This is a genomic window from [Ruminococcus] torques ATCC 27756 (genome assembly GCF_000153925.1).
GTDB lineage: Bacteria > Bacillota > Clostridia > Lachnospirales > Lachnospiraceae > Mediterraneibacter > Mediterraneibacter torques.
Window position 1 is genome coordinate 27,849 of record NZ_DS264346.1, and the last position, 18,101, is coordinate 45,949.

Genomic DNA, 18,101 nt, shown 5'->3' on the forward strand with positions numbered 1-18,101 from the left:
TTTCAGATACAGATCATTATACAGGAAAAAATGGAGAAAATCCAGAAAAAGGGGCAGGGAGTACATGACGCATGTTCGACCATGTACTCCCTGAATAATCAAGAGGGAAAATCTTGAAGGTTTACATTCATTTATTTTAAAACTTAAAGTTTATCGCCTCGTTTTACATATCCCGGTTTTTCAGGAGCGGCGATGATACGTTTTCCGCGGATGAGACGCGCATGTTTATCTACGACGAGATTTTCCGCATGAACGCCTTTTCCGATAACAACATCGGCAGATATGATACAATTCTTTACAATAGCGCCGGATTTGATAACACATCCTCTTCCGATGATGGAATTTTCAACTGTTCCTTCGATCAGGCATCCATTGGAAACAACAGAAGAAGTCACCTTGCTTCCTTCAAAATACTGAGTCGGACAGGAATCGTTCGTGTGCGTGTAGATCGGCCAGTCTTTGTCGAAAAGACTTCCGGCATTATTCAGGTCTACAAGAGACATATTTGCCTGATAATATGCGTTAAAATCATTAATGATCGCAAAGAACCCACGGTGGGATACCGCACGAATATCAAGATTTTCGGATTCTTCATCAAGAATGTCGGCAAACGTGTACATAGATGATCTTTTGCTTGCTTTGCGAACAAGTTCGATGAAGAGATCTTTTTTCATAACATATGTATCCATGGAAATGTTGCGGTTTTTCGCATTTCCGTGATTCGGTTCGATTGCAAGAACTCCTTTTTGTTTGTTGATATTCAAAGCGTTACAGTTCAAAAAAGCGTCTTTGGCGTTATCGACCGAGTGATACATCATAGAGATGTCCGCGCCGGATTCGATATGAGCGTCGAGAAATTCGCTGTAATCAGCTTTGTAAACCATATAACTCGGAGCTATGACAACGTATTCATGAGGCATCTCCTCGAGGCACTCTATGTTTTCCATATAAGCGGTAATGTCGGTACTGTAAATGTCGCCGATCTGACCGTGTTCTGTATACATGATATTCAGACTGCCGCGTTTTGAGTTGATGTTGTAATGGCGGCCTGTTCCGAGGTGCTCTGTAAGGGAGCGAGGTTTTCTTCTGATAAATACTTCGATATTGTCAATTCCGCTGTTGCTCATATTAGAAATCGGAAAATCAATGATGCGGTAACGTCCGAGGAAAGAGAAAGCGCCGACAGGACGAAAATCCTGAAGACCGTCTACTTTAATATGATTTCCGGCAAAATTTATAATTCCAAAAGCTCTGTTCATATTATTCATCCCCCTTTACACGTTTTGCCACAAGTTCGATATTCTTGCTGTCAGCGCTTCCGACAACGGCGTTTTTACCGATCTTGACACCGTCTGCAACGAGCGTGCGTGTAACGACAGCTCCTTCGGCAACTTCTGCCCCCGGCATAAGAACACTGTCTATAACCTGTGCTCCTTCGGCAACTTTTGCTCCTGTAAACAGGACAGAATTTTTAACTTTACCGTTGACAACGCAGCCTTGTGTGATAAAAGCGCGGTCAACAACAGCGTCGGCGCCGATATACTGCGGAAGAGCCGTTACGTCCTCTGTGTAAATCTTCCATGCCGGATCGTTCAGGTCAAGTGCATTGTTTTTGTCAAGAAGATCCATGTTTGCTTCCCAGAGGGAGTCGATCGTTCCGACGTCTTTCCAGTATCCCTTATATTTGTAAGCGCAGAGCTTCTTCTCGTCATTGAGAAGCGCCGGGATAATGTCTTTTCCGAAATCGTGGCTGGAATCCGCGTTCTTCATATCGGCAAGAAGCGTTTTGCGAAGCAGTTTCCAGTTGAAGATATAGATACCCATGGAAGCAAGATTGCTCTTCGGGTGTTCCGGCTTCTCTTCAAATTCTACGATGCGTCCTGTTTCATCGGTGTTCATGATACCGAATCGGCTCGCTTCTTTCATCGGAACTTCAATGACTGCGATTGTCGCGTCGGCTTTACTCTCTTTGTGGAATGCGAGCATCCTTGCATAGTTCATTTTGTAAATATGGTCGCCGGAGAGAATAAGAAGATATTCCGGAGAATACGTGTCGATAAAGTCTATGTTTTGTGAAATCGCATCGGCAGTTCCACGGTAAACATCAAGATTGGCATCTGATTTTTCACGGGGCGGGAGTACATAGACGCCGCTGTCTTTCGCGTCCAATCCCCAACGTCTTCCGGCAGCTACATAGCTGTTGAGAAGAATGGATTCGTACTGAGTCAATACGCCTACAACGTCGATTCCGCTGTTGGCACAGTTGCTGAGTGGAAAATCAATAATCCGATATTTTCCGCCGTATGAAACAGCCGGTTTGGCGACTTTCTGGGTCAGGTCATGAAGACGGGAACCGCGTCCACCGGCCAAGATCATGGCTAACATATTATTTTGTTTCATGCTTGAGTCCTCCCTTATAATTTACTCCCCTTTATTATACAATTCTATTCGTGAAAATGCCATACTTTATTGTGCGAAATAGTAAAAAATTCGTCAAAATAGTATAAATTATAAAATAATACAGAAAATTGAAAAATAATACAGAAAAAAGGATTGACATTAAAAATTTTGCTACATATACTATATTGTTAGCACCCGAACTATTATAATTTTGTGCATAATACAGAGGTCAAACGACTTCGTAAAAAAGGAAAAGTCAATACGAAAAATGCGGATACGGAAATCAGAAAGAGAAGAGGATGGATTATGGAAGAGCGGTGTGACGTAGGAAAGATCATCAATCGGATCTCGCATCAACTGAAGCGGAGAATGAATTGTCATGAGGAAGAGGATTCTTTGACAAATATGCAAAGGCATGTACTTCATTACATATTGCTTCAGTCAATGAGCAGGGATATTTACCAGAAGGATGTTGAGGCGGAATTTCAGATCCGGAGATCCACAGCGACGGGAATCTTACAGCTTTTAGAAAAAAACGGATTTATTTTGCGGAAAGCAGAAGACCGGGATGCGCGGCTGAAAAAGATCGTGCCGACAGAGAAAGCGGAAAAAGTCAGAGAACATGTATTGATGAACATTGATCGTACGGAAAAAATCATCCGTCAGGGGATACCTGATGAAAAAATGGCGGTTTGTATAGAAACGCTGGAACTGATTTCCGCCAATTTGTTTGAAGATGAAAAATGCTGTACCGAAAAACAAAAGACGGCGGCAGCCGGCGCAGTGTGATCAAAGCCGATCAAAGGAAACTGTGCCGGGAGGGAAACAGTTCGGGGGAAAGAAAGCAGCATGTAAACAAAAATCAATAGTAGAGAGAGGAGCTAATAGAAAAGATGGATAAAAAATTACTGCGCTCAGTGCGCGAGTATAAGAAACAATCGTTTCTGACACCTGTTCTTGTAGCCGCGGAAGTGTTTGTGGAAGTTCTCATTCCGATTTTGATGGCGAAGATTATTGATGTGGGGATCATGAACGGAGATATGGCATATATCATAAAGCTGGGCGCTTTGCTCGTACTGCTTGCGGTCGTGGCGCTTTTTTTCGGAGCGAAGGCAGGTCAGCTTGCGGCGGTAGCGTCTTCGGGATATGCTAAAAATTTAAGACATGATATTTTTTATAAAATACAAGATTTTTCATTCGGTAATATCGATCATTTTTCAACGCCGGGTCTTGTGACAAGACTGACGACCGACATTACGAATGTACAGATGGCGTATATGTTTACGATCCGTCTGCTCGCAAGAGCGCCGATCATGATCGTGATGTCCCTGATCATGACGGTGACGATCAGTCCTGCGATCGCATTTATGATGTTGATCACGATTCCGGTTTTGGGAGGACTTTTGATCTTTATCGCAAAGAAAGCGCACCCGCATTTTATCAAGGTGTTTGACGAATATGACGAATTGAATAATGTCGTTCAGGAAAACGTCAACGCAGCCCGCGTCGTGAAAGCGTACGTTCGGGAAGACCATGAAGTTGAAAAATTCGGAAAGATCTCGGGTATTGTATTCCGGCTTTTTACAAAAGCAGAGAAAATCGTTGCCTGGAACTCTCCGACGATGCAGTTTACTATGTATATAGTCGTTCTTGCAATGGTGCTGATCGGCGGCGAAAGTATCATAAGCGGAGATATGCTTACAGGAGAGCTGACAAGTGTGATCGTCTATGCACTTCAGATACTGACGTCTCTTATGATGGTGTCGTTTGTATTCGTTATGATCATGATCGCGGAAGCGTCTACGGAACGTATCAACGAAGTTTTGGATGAAGTACCGGAAATGGAAGACAAAGCGGATGCAGTTACGGAAGTTACAAACGGAGATATCGAATTTGAACATGTGAACTTCAGTTATGCGGGAGAGGGAGGCAATCTTTCGTTGAAAGATGTAAACCTTCATATAAAGAGCGGTCAGATCGTCGGAATCATCGGCGGTACGGGAAGCGCTAAGTCAACGCTCGTGCAGTTGATCCCGAGACTGTATGATGTGACGTCGGGAACAGTGAAAGTCGGCGGAACAGACGTGCGGGATTATAATTTGAAAGCTTTGCGGGATCAGGTGTCTGTCGTTCTTCAGAAAAATGTACTTTTTACAGGAAGTATCTATGAGAACATCCGTTGGGGTGATGAAACTGCAAGTGATGCGGAAGTAGAACGCGTATGTAAGCTGGCGCAGGCGGACGGATTTATCAGAGAGTTTCCGAATCAATATGAGACGATGATCGTAGAAGGCGGAAATAATGTGTCAGGCGGTCAGAAGCAGAGACTTTGTATTGCAAGGGCGCTTTTGAAAAAGCCGAAGATCCTTATTCTGGACGACTCGACAAGCGCGGTAGATACGAAAACAGACGCGCTGATTCGTCAGGCTTTCAGAGAAGAGATTCCGGATACGACACGGATCATCATTGCGCAGAGAGTTTCTTCGGTAGAGGATGCGGATGTTATTATCGTAATGGACAAAGGAGAGATCAGCGGAATCGGAACATCGGAGGAATTGCTGAAAACGAATGCGATTTACAGGGAAGTATATGAATCACAGATGAAAGGAGGAAAGGACAGTGAGTAAAGAAAAGAAACCGACAAAACCGTCGTTGAATAAAAATACATTAAAAACAGCAAAACGTCTACTCGGATATGTGACGAAAACATATAAAGTACAGTTTATTATCGTACTGATCTGTATTCTTGTCAGTTCGATTGCGACGATCTCGGTCTCATTGTCGCTGAAGTTTCTGCTGGATGATTATATTATCCCGCTGATCGGGCAAAAAAGTCCGGATTACACAGAACTGTATCAGGCGCTTGGTATATTGGCATGTATTTTCTTGAGCGGCGTAATTGCCTCCTTCATTTACACGAGACTTATGGTCGTGATCGGGCAGGGCGTGCTGAAACGTGTCCGCGACGAGATGTTTGAACATATGCAGAAACTGCCGATCCGTTATTTTGACCGGAATACAAACGGTTCGATCATGAGCCTTTATACAAACGATACGGATACGCTTCGTCAGATGATCAATCAGTCGATCCCGCAGGTGCTTATGTCGGCTCTTACGATCGTAGTCACATTTATTGCGATGCTTGTTTTAAGTCCGATCCTGACAGTTCTCGCCGTTGTGATGATCAGGGTGATGACGGCTGTTGCGAGAATGGTCGGAGGAAACAGCGGAAAATACTTTGTACGGCAGCAGCTTGATCTGGCAAGTATCACGGGATTTGTGGAAGAGCGTATGACGGGACAGCGGGTCGTGAAAGTATTTAACCATGAACGGATTTCGGAAGAAGAATTCGATCAGCTGAATGAAAGTCTGTTCGTCAGTTCATCAAAGGCACATACGTTTGCAAGTATCATGGGTCCGGTTATCGGAAATATGGGAAACTTACAGTTCGTTTTGACTGCTGTACTGGGCGGCGCGCTTTCGGTACTCGGCATCGGAAACATTACGCTTGGCGTGATGGCGTCTTATCTTCAGTTTACGAAGAGCTTTACTCAGCCGTTTATGCAGATTGCCCAGCAGTTTAACTCAATCATCATGGCTCTTGCAGGTGCGGAACGTATTTTTAATATGATGGATGAAGAGCCGGAAGTAGACGAAGGATATGTTACTCTTGTAAACGCAAAGAAGGATGCACAGGGAAATCTTACGGAGTGTAAAGAAAGAACAGGCTTGTGGGCATGGAAACATCCGCATCAGGCAGACGGCACAGTGACATATACGGAGCTGAAAGGCGACGTGAGATTTTATGATATGACGTTCGGATATACGGAAGACCACATGGTGCTTCATGATCTGACTCTGTACGCGAAGCCGGGACAAAAACTTGCTTTTGTCGGTTCGACGGGAGCGGGAAAGACAACGATCACAAACCTGATCAATCGTTTCTATGATGTTCAGGACGGAAAGATCCGTTATGATGATATTAATATAAACAAGATTAAAAAGGCTGATCTGCGAAGATCGCTTGGTATCGTTCTTCAAGATACACATTTGTTTACAGGAACGATTATGGAAAACATTCGTTACGGGAAACTGGATGCGACAGATGAGGAAGTTTATAAGGCAGCAGAGCTGGCTCATGCAGACGGATTCATCAGAATGCTTCCGAAAGGTTATGAGACGCGCTTGAGCGGAGACGGAGAAGAACTGTCTCAAGGACAGCGTCAGCTTCTTGCGATCGCAAGAGCTGCCATTGCCGATCCGCCGGTACTGATCCTGGATGAAGCGACATCGTCTATTGACACAAGAACAGAAAGTATCGTTCAAAAAGGTATGGATAACCTTATGAAAGGGCGTACAGTATTTGTAATCGCCCACAGACTTTCGACGATCCGAAACAGCGATGCGATCATGGTGCTGGAACACGGACGTATTATCGAACGTGGAACACATGATGAGTTGCTGTCACAGAAAGGAACGTATTATCAGCTTTATACAGGAAACTTAGAGCTGTCGTAGAAAAGGAGGGGTTAAAACCCCCCTTTCTTTTTTATAATATAGATCGGTCGTTTCTTGCTTTCCATATAATCTTTCGACATATATTGTCCGAGCAGTGACAGGAAGATCATCTGTATGCCGTTCAACGCGAGGATCAGGCAGACAAGCAGAAGGATCCAGTTTGCTTTATGTCCGGTGAAAACGGAAACAAGTCCTGTGACAACGGCGGCGATCAGGAGAAACATGCCGATGAAGCCGGGCAGGGAAGCGGGGGCGGAAGAAAATGATAACATTCCGTCCATTGCATAGCGGAACAGCGAGCGGAAATTCCATTTTGTTTTTCCTGCGGCGCGCTCAGTGTTGTGAAACGGAATCCATTTTGTATCAAATCCAACGAAAGAGAAGATCCCTTTCATATAGCGGTTGTATTCTTTGAGTTCCAAAATAGAGTCCGTCATAGCTCTGTTCATCATTCGGAAATCACCTTTTCCGTCTCCCATATCGAGATGACATGCGTTCCCGATCAAGTGATAGAAAGAGCGGGATAAGAACGTGCGGATCGGATTTTCTCCGGTTCGGTCCTCTCTAAGTCCTGCACAGCAGTCGTATCCTTCGTATTTGACAGCGTGATACATGTTTTTAAGCAGAGCGGGCGGATGCTGCAGATCGGCGTCCATAAATACACAGTAGTCTCCCGATGCATTTTGAAGTCCGGCGTACATGGCGGCTTCTTTTCCGAAGTTTCTGGAAAATGTAAGAAAACGGACACGCTCGTCTTTCTCTGTAAAATGCTGAAGGATCTCTGCCGTTCGGTCAGAACTTCCGTCATCTATAAAAAGAAATTCGCAGACAGCGCCTTCGATCGAGGATGCGGCGTCTGAAACCGCGCTGTAAAAAGCGGGGAGAACGCTCTCCTCATTAAAACACGGAACGATAATGCTGATCACATCGTCAGCAGGATTATTTTTGATTGTCATATGGCAGCAGCTCCTTTCTGATCATATTTTGATCCTGCCCATGAGCGGCAGTTTTGAAAACGCGGTATTTGCAGAGCGCATAGTTTCCGATCACGGTTACGACGCTTACGATTAATTTTGAGCCGATCAAAGAAAGTGATAATTGATCGACGGCAAGCCAAAGCAGAACATTTTCGACGAGCAGTGTGATAAATCGTAGAGCAGCAAAGGAGAAAAACTCTTCGGGAATCCGTCTGTTTGACCGAAAGACCCATTTTCTGTTCAGAACATAGGCGGCGATAACCGCGCCTGTCCATGCGATACTGTTAGATGCAATATACGGAACGTGAAAAAATAGAAAAAGTCCGTATAACATGTAATTAACTCCGGTTGTGATTCCTCCGGTAATGATGTAAGTGAGCAGTTCTTTGCTTAAGTAAATTCGTTTCAAAGTCAGTTCCCTCTTTCTTATAATGATTATAGTGAATTTCTTACAGCGCGTTTTTATGGTGAGCCGTTGTAATATTTTGTGTTTTTCTTGAAGTAAAGACTCCAAATGTAAAAATCAGGTAACTTAAATAGCACAACAGAGATATCAGGCTGATGATACAGCCGATTTGTTTTCCGGGAGGAGAAAATCGAAATTCGATCTTATGAGTCCCCTTTTCGATATGTGCTCCTGCAAAAGCTTTATTTACGCGGATAATATCTGTGCGTCTGCCGTCGATGTAAAGCTCAAGTCCGTTTTGCCGCGGAATCGCAGACGCGAGAACCCCGTTGCTTTCTGCATGGATGCTTCCGGAAAAAACAGTCGTGCCTGAAAGGAAGGCGCTGCGTTCGGTTCTGCTGTCACAGACCGCTTTTGTAATTGTGTTCTCGTCGTCGAAAATATGTTTATTACATAAATGCCACTGTACGTTGCTGACAGTGAAATGACCCTTTGGAAAAGTAACCTTTAGTTTTGTCATACCCGAGTCACTGTCCGCTGAAAACTGATAGTGAAACGTATTGTTTCCGTTTGGGTAAGGCGCAAATAGTCCCGAAAGCTTATTGCGTATGTTGTTAATGTCGATGACAACAGGATCGATCGTTTTATTATCCACCTGGAAAGAAAGCAACAAAATGTTGCCAAAGCCTGTATTTTCAACATAAAATGTCAACGATTGTTGACATTTTGAGATTATGTCATACTTATCGGCAGTCTTTTTGATAGTCAAACTATCGGGAAGTTTGCCGTCTGCCGACAGTTTCGGGGCAAAAGGAGTGATAAACTTTCCGGGGAGGTAAACGTCGCTGTCCGTATCAGTGGAAGTGTTTTCTATTATGGTTTTGCGGGAAATCGCTTCCAACTGTTCGATTTGATTGAAACGGTCAAACTCTTTTTCAGAGATTGTATCCGATGTAAAATAAACATTCGGAAGCACGTTTTTATTCTCTGCGACCACCGTGTCTTTTGCCGAAGAATACAGAGGCGTATACCCGGCGGGAATATGATCTTTTTCTGTCTCGATATACCGAACGCCAAGAAGATGAAGCATGAACGGATTATCGGAAGTAAGCAGCGCGATCCGGTTATTGATTCGGATCGGTGTATTCAGCACGTCATAATACAAGTCGGAGTAAGCGCTGTTTGTCACAGAAGAATACATAGAACTTCTTGTTATTTTCGCTTCTGGGGCGCGGTTTCCGTTTGCAAGCGGTTCGGTCAGGCTGTCAAAATGATAGAGCGGATCCATCGGAATTTCCGCAAGTTTTGTGTAAGTTTCTTTTGCCGAAACATCTGCTTTCTTTACCCAGTTTTCCTTTCTGGCAGTTGTAATATACATACCGACCGGGGCGATCAGTATGAGCAGATAGACGAGTAATTCTACCCGGGCAAAAATGCGGGGATTTTTAAACATTTGCAAAATAAGGTTTTGTTTCCGTCTTTGTATCAGGCAAAATAAAAACAGAATACCAAGTTCGATCAAAATCCACGGAAACTGAACTTGACTGAACCAGAGCAGACCAAGCGGAAGCATTACGGCAAACGGATAGAGCGGATACGATGAAACGCGGTCTGTTTCGGTGTGCGCTGATTTTAAGTAACGTACGCAGTGCAGGATGAACAGCGGCAGAAACGGAATAAGTATCTTCGGTCTGGCGTAGAGCGTTCCGTTTAAAATGTAAGAAAAGATACCGAACAATCCGAAAGATAAAAATAAAACGCTGTCAGGAAAGAATTCTTTTTTGGCAGGATTTTTTTTATTTAATCCGGCAAGTATCGTGTAAAAGCAGATCAATGTAAGCCCCAGTCCGTATTCGTTAAACAAGATGCCGTTCATAGAGATATTCGGTCCGAAAAGCTCTAATATTTTCAAAAGAGAAAATCCGCCGCCGCTTCGTCTGTGCTCCATCAGTACAAGTCCTGTCGGCAGAAGGAGCGCCGCCGCCATGCATACGGAAAGAACGGCGGAAGGGATATATTTTTTGAAAAACGAATCTTTCCAAAATGTCTCTTTTTCCGTTCTCAGCCAGTACCAGCCGATCGCGGCAAATGCGGCGATCGCAAAATAGAAGCTGTGCAGGCAGATCAGAAGCATACAAAGAGGGAGAAAGCGAAACTTACGTTTCTTCACGCACAAAAAAGCAAGGATCAAAAACGGCAGATAATTGACAAACATGATCTGACGATGCATATGGAAAAGACATCCCGCAGTCAAAAATAAAACGCTTCCGATGAAGGAAAAGAACGGGGAAATATCCTCGCTTTGCAGCCACATATAACATAAAAGAACGGAAGCGAGATAAAGTGCAAGCATATAGCCGATCAGGATGTAAACCATCGGAACTTGCGGAAACAGACATCCGATCAAAATATCAGGTCTTAAAAATCCATAATAAGAAAACTGATATCCGCTGCTTCCGCTTCCGAGATCGATCCAGTCGGGAAGAAGCGTGTGCTGTTCCACGCAGGCGTCACGGATCGTTTCCGCAAGAGCGGCATGTTGGGAGAGCCAGTCCGTATTCGATCCGTAGACGGCGTCGGCAGGCAGAATTGTCGTTGTCAATATAATAAAAAGCAGAATAAGCGCTGCCGGATAAATGAGTTTCTTCATATATAATGCAACTCCTTTAAGTGTTATTTACAGGATTCCCTTTATTTCCTGACATAAACAGGATATTATAGTCGTCTTAATAAATTGCGGAAAATAAAAAGAAGAATTCTTAAGAAAAACCGATAAAATCTTAAAAAAACATTGATTAAATTGACACAAATTAAGTAAATATCACGAAAAGGATATTGGATGTACCGAAATGACAGGGAATATGTTATCATAAAATAGATGCAGACTGTGAAAAACATAACAATTTCACGGGGAAAGGAGAGAATATTATGAAAAAGAAATTTTTCAGTGCAGCGCTCGCAGCAGCTATGGTTGTGACGAGCGTCTTCTCCACAACATCAGTTGCCGGAGCGGCAGAAAATGAAACTGCAGTTCCGTATGGTAAAGTAACCGTTGAGCAGAAAGATAATACTGTTACAATCGGAAACGATGCCATCAAAAGAACATTTTCAACAGCGGACAAAAAATTGTTCACGACTGAAATTGTGAACAAAAGAACTGGTGGAGAAGGAACAACCTTCACTCCGCAAGAAGGAAGTGAAGAATTCGTTGTTAAGACAACGAAAGAGCAAAAAGGATCGATTACCTTAGAGGCAATCAACCGTGACGGCTGGACAGCAACGGCAGACAGCTACCAGAATGCGAGCGGAGACTCAGATGGACCGGCATCTAACTTGTTAGATGGAAGAACAGAGAGTATCTGGCATTCAAATTATGGGGGGACTGGACAAGGTGATCAGGACTATCCGCATAATGTAGTAATCACATTCGGAAAAGATGTGACATTCCAGTCTTTCTCTTATACACCGAGAAAAGAAGGAGAAAACACAAACGGAAATATTAAGGGGTACAAGCTGTACGCATCAACAGCAGAAAACAAACTTGATTATGAATCCGAAGATTGGGGAGAGCCGATCGCAGAAGGCGAATTTGAATATAATGGTACGAACCCGATCTATGTAAACTTGAAAGAAGCATGTACTGCGAAACAGATTAAGTTCGTAGCAACATCTTCAAACAATGGGGAAAGATTTGCCGGCGGAGCAGAATTTAATCTCCACGCAGATAAAGCTCCGGTAGATACGGATGACCGTGCATTTGAGACAAGCGATTTAGAGCTGAAAGACGGCAATGAGGCAGTCAAAGTCGAAGATACAACGGCAACGATCAACGGTAAAGAGAAAACAGGTAAGAAAGTAACATTTTCTTTCAAACCGTACACTCACAAAAACGTAGAGTATTCAATCGACGAAGTAATCGTAATGTACGAAGGCGATCACTTCATGCGTAAATTCCTTGAGATCGACGTGCCGGATGACAAGATGGCAGATGCTGAGATCGACTATATCGACCTTGAGTCTCTGAAAGTGGCAGAGTCCGATGCACAGTGGACAATTCCGAGAGGTCAAGGCGGCGTTGTTCAGATGGAAGAGTTCAAAGCGAACCTCGGACAGCCGATCTACATTCAGGGAATGTTCTTCGGATGTGAGTTCCCGGCAGCGGATACAGAGATCGTAAACGGAACAGGATTTATGCGTTATTACAGTGGTAAGACGTTCAGCAGACTGAAAGAAGATAATCAGTTGACAACAGACGATAAGTATGTGACATGGCAGACAGTTGCAGGTGCGGCAAGAAGTACAGAGCAGGAAGTTATTCAGGCAGACTTCTTCGAGTACATCAAGTCAATCGCAACTCCGTCAGAGTTCCGTACACAGTACAATTCATGGTTCGACAACATGATGAAGATCAGTGATGAAAATATTTTGGCTTCGTTCATTGAAATTGATCGTGAGTTGAATAAAGCAGAAGTTCGTCCGTTGGATTCTTACGTTGTAGATGATGGATGGAATGCGTATAATGATGGTTCGATAGGAGCAGGGTCACACGCACAATCGGGAGCAATAGAGAATACCGAAGGTTTCTGGACATTTAATGAGAAATTCCCGGAGGGATTGACACCGTCCAGCGAACTTGTTAAGAAGTTCGGAAGTAACTTTGGAGTATGGGTTGGACCGAGAGGCGGATATAACTTCTACACTACATTAGCAAATATTATTGAGAGGGCACAAAAAGGAAGTAAAGCAGGACATTCTATCGACGTTGCAGACCGTGTATATGTAGAGAATTTTAAAAAGATGGCGATTAAATGGCAGCAAGATTGGGATGTCAACTACTGGAAATGGGATGGATTTGCAGATACTGCTCAGTATAATCATTTCAACAATTTAGGCGGAGCAGACGGCGTTCCGGTATACAGTGAGTCTAATCACCATATGACAGGCGGTTATCACCAGATGTATCATGTGACTGATCTGTGGGAAGCATGGATCGATCTGATGGAAGCGGTTCGTCAGAGTGAAAAAGAGGACGGAATTAATAAACTCTGGATCTCTCTTACATGTTATGTAAACCCGAGTCCGTGGTATTTACAGTGGGCGAACTCTGTATGGATTCAGTGCGTACATGATCAGAAGGATGCATCTTTCGGAACAACAAAGATGAATAAGCAGATTACATATCGTGACGCTTGTTACTATGACTTCCTGAAGAATCATCAGTTCCAGTTCCCGCTTCAGAATCTGTACAACCATGATCCGATTTACGGAAAAGAAGGAACAGGAATGACAGTTAATACTGCTACAGATGAAGATTTCCAGAACTATCTGTACATGTTGTCTACTCGTGGAACGGCATTTTGGGAGTTGTACTACTCTGACAGTATTATGACAGATGGAAAATACGAGATCACAGGAGAATTCCTTGAGTGGGCAGAAGAAAACTATCATATGCTCAAAAATTCCAAGATGATCGGAGGGAAACCGGATATTACAAAACTGAGTAACGGAGATCTGTCAGACCAAACGCAGGCAGAAGCATACGGATTCTCATGTTTCGACGGAACGGACGGAATTATTTCACTCCGTAACCCATCTGCAAATGCAGATAAGACAATCAAGTTCACATTCGACCGTACAATGGGCGTTGCAGAAGGTGCAGGCACATTAAACTACTACTTAGAGCACAGCTATCTTCTTTCCGATAAGTCTGCTCAGACAGGTACATTAAAGTATGGTCAAGAATACACAGTGAACTTGAAACCGAACGAAGTGCGTATCTTACGTGTTTCAGCAGAAAAAGACACAACAGCGCCGAAGATCGACAGAATCATGACAGACGGTGCGAAAGAACTTACAGTAAAATTCGATGAGAAAGTATCAGGAAACCTCTTTAAAGTAGAAAACGCAAAAGTTTCTTCTATTAAGAAGAGCGCAGACGATACAACATATCATATCGTATTAGCAGAAGCTCCGGCAAACGAAGCTACAGTAAAAGTAATTCCGCAGGATATTAAAGACATGTCGGGCAACAAAGCTACTGAAGCTGCATCTGTTGTATATCACAAAGACAGTGTGATCGTTGAAAAAGAAGCGATTGCAGAAGCAGGAGAAATTGCAGCAGCGGACAGATCACTGAATTCCAATAATGGATTCACAGTATATGCGGCTGTAAACACAACGGCAACAGATAAGTCACTCGTAAGCCAGAATGGTCAGTACGAACTGAAAGTAACAGCAGAAGGAAAAGCATCCTTCACACTGAATGGTGCGACAGCAGTTTCCGGCAAGTCAATCAATGACGGAGCAGAGCATAAAGTAGTAGGTGTGAAAGAAAACAACGGTATGCTGAAACTTTATGTAGACGGAACACTGGAAGGATCTGCTTATAATGAAAAGAACAGATTTCATGAAGTTAAGAAAGCTGCGATCACAGCAGGTGAAGGTGTGACAGCGGCGGCAGTATATGATATCGCATACGGTTATAATGAAGTGGCTAATCTCGGAGAGCAGGAAGGACTTCCGAAACTTAAACTTACAAATGATATGATCACAGTTTCTGAGACGAGCGAAGGAAGTAAAGATAAAGTCTTAGATGGAGATAACACGACATACTGGACAAGTCAGAAAGTGGAAGAAGGTACTGTAAGCAGCGATAATGCATGGCTGCAAGTTGACTTGGGTGCGACGTATAAATTGGATCAGGTTGACTACACACCGCGTTATTATAATGATGCAAAGAACTACTGGCATTGTACAGGTAATATTAAGAATCTGATTGTAGAAATTAGAAAAGACGGAGAGGATACATGGACTTCGGTAACAGGAGAAAACGGGCTTGATCTTTCGGACAAGATTGTGAATAAGAATGATCAGACACTTTTCCCGGCAGAAGTTACATTTGAGGCACAGGAAGCTAGATATGTACGTATCAGTGGAACGTCTTCTTATCACTGGCAAGCAACTGATGAAAATAAGTATATTACAGTCGGTGATCTTGCGATCTATGGAGAGAAAGTAGAAGCAAAGAACATTGCAAAGGATGCAAATGTAACGGCAAAATGGACGGCAGATGACACAGATGCAGCAAAAGGCGGCGACAGACCGATGTCTATGGCTGTTGACGGAAACAAAACTGATTTTGGTTCAAACTATGCCGAGTTCGGTGCGGACAATAGACGTGAATCATCTTATATGCAGGTTGATTTAGGCGCTGTATGTGATGTGAACTCTCTGTCACTGTATCGTTACTGGGGCGATGGTAGAACATATGGCGATACAGTAGTAGCTGTAGCAGAAAAAGAAACAGACTTTGCAGAAGGAAAAGCTACAATCGTCTATAATGCGGATGATCAGAATGTTCATAAACTGTATACACAAGCACCGGAAAAATTCGATGAAGACTATGCAGAAACTGCACAGGGTAAATCATGGACGCTTCCGGAAGGAACGAAAGCACAGTTTGTTCGCGTTTACATGTACGGAAGAGCAAACAATGACACAACAACAAACCACGTTGTAGAGCTTGAAGTATACGGAACAAAACCGGAAGAAGGCGAGACACCGGGCGTAGACATTACAGCCTTGATCGAAAGATTGAGCGTATTGTCAGCGGTAGATACGTCTAACGCAACAACAGATAGCGCAGCAGCGTTTAATGCTCTTCTTAAAGAAGGATATGATCTTGTGGCGACAGGAGCACAGACACAGGAAGAAGTAGCTGCTATGATTAAGAAACTGGAAGGCGCAGAAGCTAAACTTGTAGATGCATCCGCTCTGAAGAAAGCAATCGCAGACGCAGAGAAGAAAGTTGAAACAAGTACAGTAACAAGTGCAGAGCCGGTAAAAGCTAAAATTGCAGAAGCAAAACAGCTTCTTGTAAACGGTACAAAAGATGCGATCGACGCAATGGTTGCAGAATTAACTGAAGCTGTGAAAGGACTTGTTGCTCGCGGAGATGTAACAGATCTGAAAGCTTTGATCGATCAGTACGCAAAAGAGAATTTGAAAGCAGAGGATCATACAACATCTACATGGAGCGCTTATGAGACTGCTCTGAATGCGGCAAACGCAATCGTAACAGATAACAGCAACAGCGATCAGGCGGCGGTAGATGCAGCGAAGAAAGTGTTAGAAGATGCACATGCAGCATTGGCAAAACGCGGAAACACAGATGCATTGAAAGCTCTTATTGAAGAGTACAAAGAACTGAAAGAAGCGGATTACACACATGAGACATGGGTGAAATACGAAGAAGCTCTTGAAGCTGCAAATGGAATCGTGGCAGACAACAGCAATAAGACACAGGCAGAAGTAGATGCGGCGAAAGACGCATTGAAAGCGGCAAAAGAAGCTCTCGTAAAAGCTCCGGTAGATCCGCAGCTTGATAAGAGCAAACTGCAGGCAGCAGTAGATGCGGCAAAAGCAAAAGACGAAAACGCATATACAACAGCTTCTTACAATGCAATGGAAAAAGTTCTTGCAGAAGCAGAAGAACTTCTGACAAACGGTAAGGATCAGGCGGCAATCGATGCGAAAGCAAAAGATTTGAATGATGCGGTTGCTGCGCTTGTAGAACGTGGAAACACAGATGCGTTGAAAGCTTTGATCGCAGAATATAAAGCAGAAGGTCTGAAAGAGGCAGACTACACAACAGATTCCTGGAAAGCGTACACAGATGCGTTGACAGCGGCAGAAAAAGTTGTGAAAGACAACAGCAATCTTGATCAGGCAGCGGTAGACGCAGCGAAGAAAGCGTTAGAAGATGCTCATACAGCATTAGTAAAAGTAGAGCAGATCAATAAAGAGGCGTTAAAAGCAGCAATCGATGCAGCGAAAGCGGCTGATGCGAACTTGTACACAACAGATTCTTACAAAGCAATGAAAACAGTTCTTTCAGATGCAGAAAAGGTACTGAAAGACAGCAAAGATCAGACGGAGATCGATGCAGCAGCAAAAGCGTTGAACGATGCGGTTACAGCGCTTGTACAGCGTGGAAACACAGATGCATTGAAAGCTTTGATCGAAGAGTATAAAGATCTGAAAGAGGCAGACTATACAGCAGATTCTTGGAAAGAATATGCAGATGCGCTGAAAGCGGCAAAAGCAATCGTGGAAGACAACAGCAACAGTGATCAGGCAGCGGTAGACGCAGCGCTTAATGCGTTAAGAGACGCTCGCGTAGCATTGAAGCTTTCCGGAAAACCGTCTGTTGATAAGAGCGAGCTTCAGGCAGCTTACGACAAGTACAAAGATAAGAAGAACGACGGTTACACAGCAGAGAGCTGGGCGAAGTTTGAAAACGCTCTGAAATCTGCTAAGGCAATCTTGGATAACGAGGCTGCAACAGCAGATCAGGTAAAAGCTGCTTTGGCACAGTTGAATTCAGCGGCAGAAGGTTTGACGAAGACACAGACTCCGCCGAAGAATGATCCGCAGACTCCGTCAACTCCGTCACAGGGCGGAAGCGTACAGACAGGAGATACGGCACATGTAGCTCTGTGGCTTGTACTTGCGGGAATGTCGGTAATTGCTTATGTAGCGGTTAGAAGAAAAAGAGCATAGTGAAAACTTGTCTTTTGATTAAGGCAGTAAACATTTAAGCTTTTATGGAATAGGGCGTTCGGTAACGGACGCCTTATTCTTTTTTGCAGAGACAGCAACATTGTCAGAAAATTCATACAATATAAAAGTAAAATGTAATTATTTAAAGTTTTTTATAAAAATGTATTGACAAAATAAAACTCAGGTGATATTATAAAGACATCCAAAAGAGATACAACAAAATAAAAACAAAAGCATCT

9 protein-coding genes are annotated in these 18,101 nt (G+C 43.5%); 4 read left to right on the forward strand and 5 right to left on the reverse strand.

The window, feature by feature from the left end:
- Positions 1-143 precede the first annotated feature (143 nt).
- Both glgD and RUMTOR_RS04775 read right to left on the reverse strand, forming a co-directional pair.
- The gene (gene glgD / locus RUMTOR_RS04770; protein ID WP_009242536.1) at positions 144-1,259 is read right to left on the reverse strand and encodes a glucose-1-phosphate adenylyltransferase subunit GlgD; all 1,116 of its coding nucleotides are present in this window, start codon (positions 1,257-1,259) and stop codon (positions 144-146) included.
- 1 nt (position 1,260) lies between these two features.
- Positions 1,261-2,400, reverse strand: coding sequence for a glucose-1-phosphate adenylyltransferase (locus tag RUMTOR_RS04775; protein ID WP_004845992.1), 1,140 nt, complete (start codon positions 2,398-2,400; stop codon positions 1,261-1,263).
- A gap of 306 nt (positions 2,401-2,706) precedes the next feature.
- Between RUMTOR_RS04775 and RUMTOR_RS04780 the strand changes: the two genes are divergently transcribed.
- The 3 genes from RUMTOR_RS04780 to RUMTOR_RS04790 all read left to right on the forward strand — a co-directional run bounded on the left by RUMTOR_RS04780 (position 2,707) and on the right by RUMTOR_RS04790 (position 6,918).
- On the forward strand, positions 2,707-3,189 hold the full coding sequence (locus tag RUMTOR_RS04780; protein WP_004845993.1) for a MarR family winged helix-turn-helix transcriptional regulator: 483 nt from the start codon (positions 2,707-2,709) through the stop codon (positions 3,187-3,189).
- 104 nt (positions 3,190-3,293) lie between these two features.
- Positions 3,294-5,027, forward strand: a complete 1,734-nt coding sequence (locus tag RUMTOR_RS04785; protein WP_004845994.1) for an ABC transporter ATP-binding protein — start codon at positions 3,294-3,296, stop codon at positions 5,025-5,027.
- Positions 5,020-6,918 (forward strand): ABC transporter ATP-binding protein, encoded by a 1,899-nt coding sequence (locus tag RUMTOR_RS04790; RefSeq protein ID WP_009242532.1) that lies wholly within the window; start codon positions 5,020-5,022, stop codon positions 6,916-6,918. The genes RUMTOR_RS04785 and RUMTOR_RS04790 overlap by 8 nt, the downstream gene beginning before the upstream one ends.
- A gap of 11 nt (positions 6,919-6,929) precedes the next feature.
- Here the strand turns inward: RUMTOR_RS04790 and RUMTOR_RS04795 are convergent, their stop codons facing one another.
- From RUMTOR_RS04795 to RUMTOR_RS04805, 3 genes are read right to left on the reverse strand one after another with little or no spacing between them, the layout of a single operon-like run.
- Complete coding sequence (locus tag RUMTOR_RS04795) at positions 6,930-7,874, reverse strand: glycosyltransferase family 2 protein (protein ID WP_004845996.1); 945 nt, start codon at positions 7,872-7,874, stop codon at positions 6,930-6,932.
- On the reverse strand, positions 7,858-8,304 hold the full coding sequence (locus tag RUMTOR_RS04800; protein ID WP_009242531.1) for a GtrA family protein: 447 nt from the start codon (positions 8,302-8,304) through the stop codon (positions 7,858-7,860). The genes RUMTOR_RS04795 and RUMTOR_RS04800 overlap by 17 nt, the downstream gene beginning before the upstream one ends.
- A gap of 40 nt (positions 8,305-8,344) precedes the next feature.
- A complete protein-coding gene (locus RUMTOR_RS04805) occupies positions 8,345-10,951 on the reverse strand; it encodes a YfhO family protein (RefSeq protein WP_004845998.1) in 2,607 nt (868 codons plus the stop codon).
- Between the two features lie 278 nt (positions 10,952-11,229).
- Here RUMTOR_RS04805 and RUMTOR_RS04810 point away from each other — a divergent pair, with 278 nt between their 5' ends.
- Complete coding sequence (locus RUMTOR_RS04810) at positions 11,230-17,862, forward strand: discoidin domain-containing protein (protein ID WP_004845999.1); 6,633 nt, start codon at positions 11,230-11,232, stop codon at positions 17,860-17,862.
- The last annotated feature ends 239 nt before the right edge of the window (positions 17,863-18,101 follow it).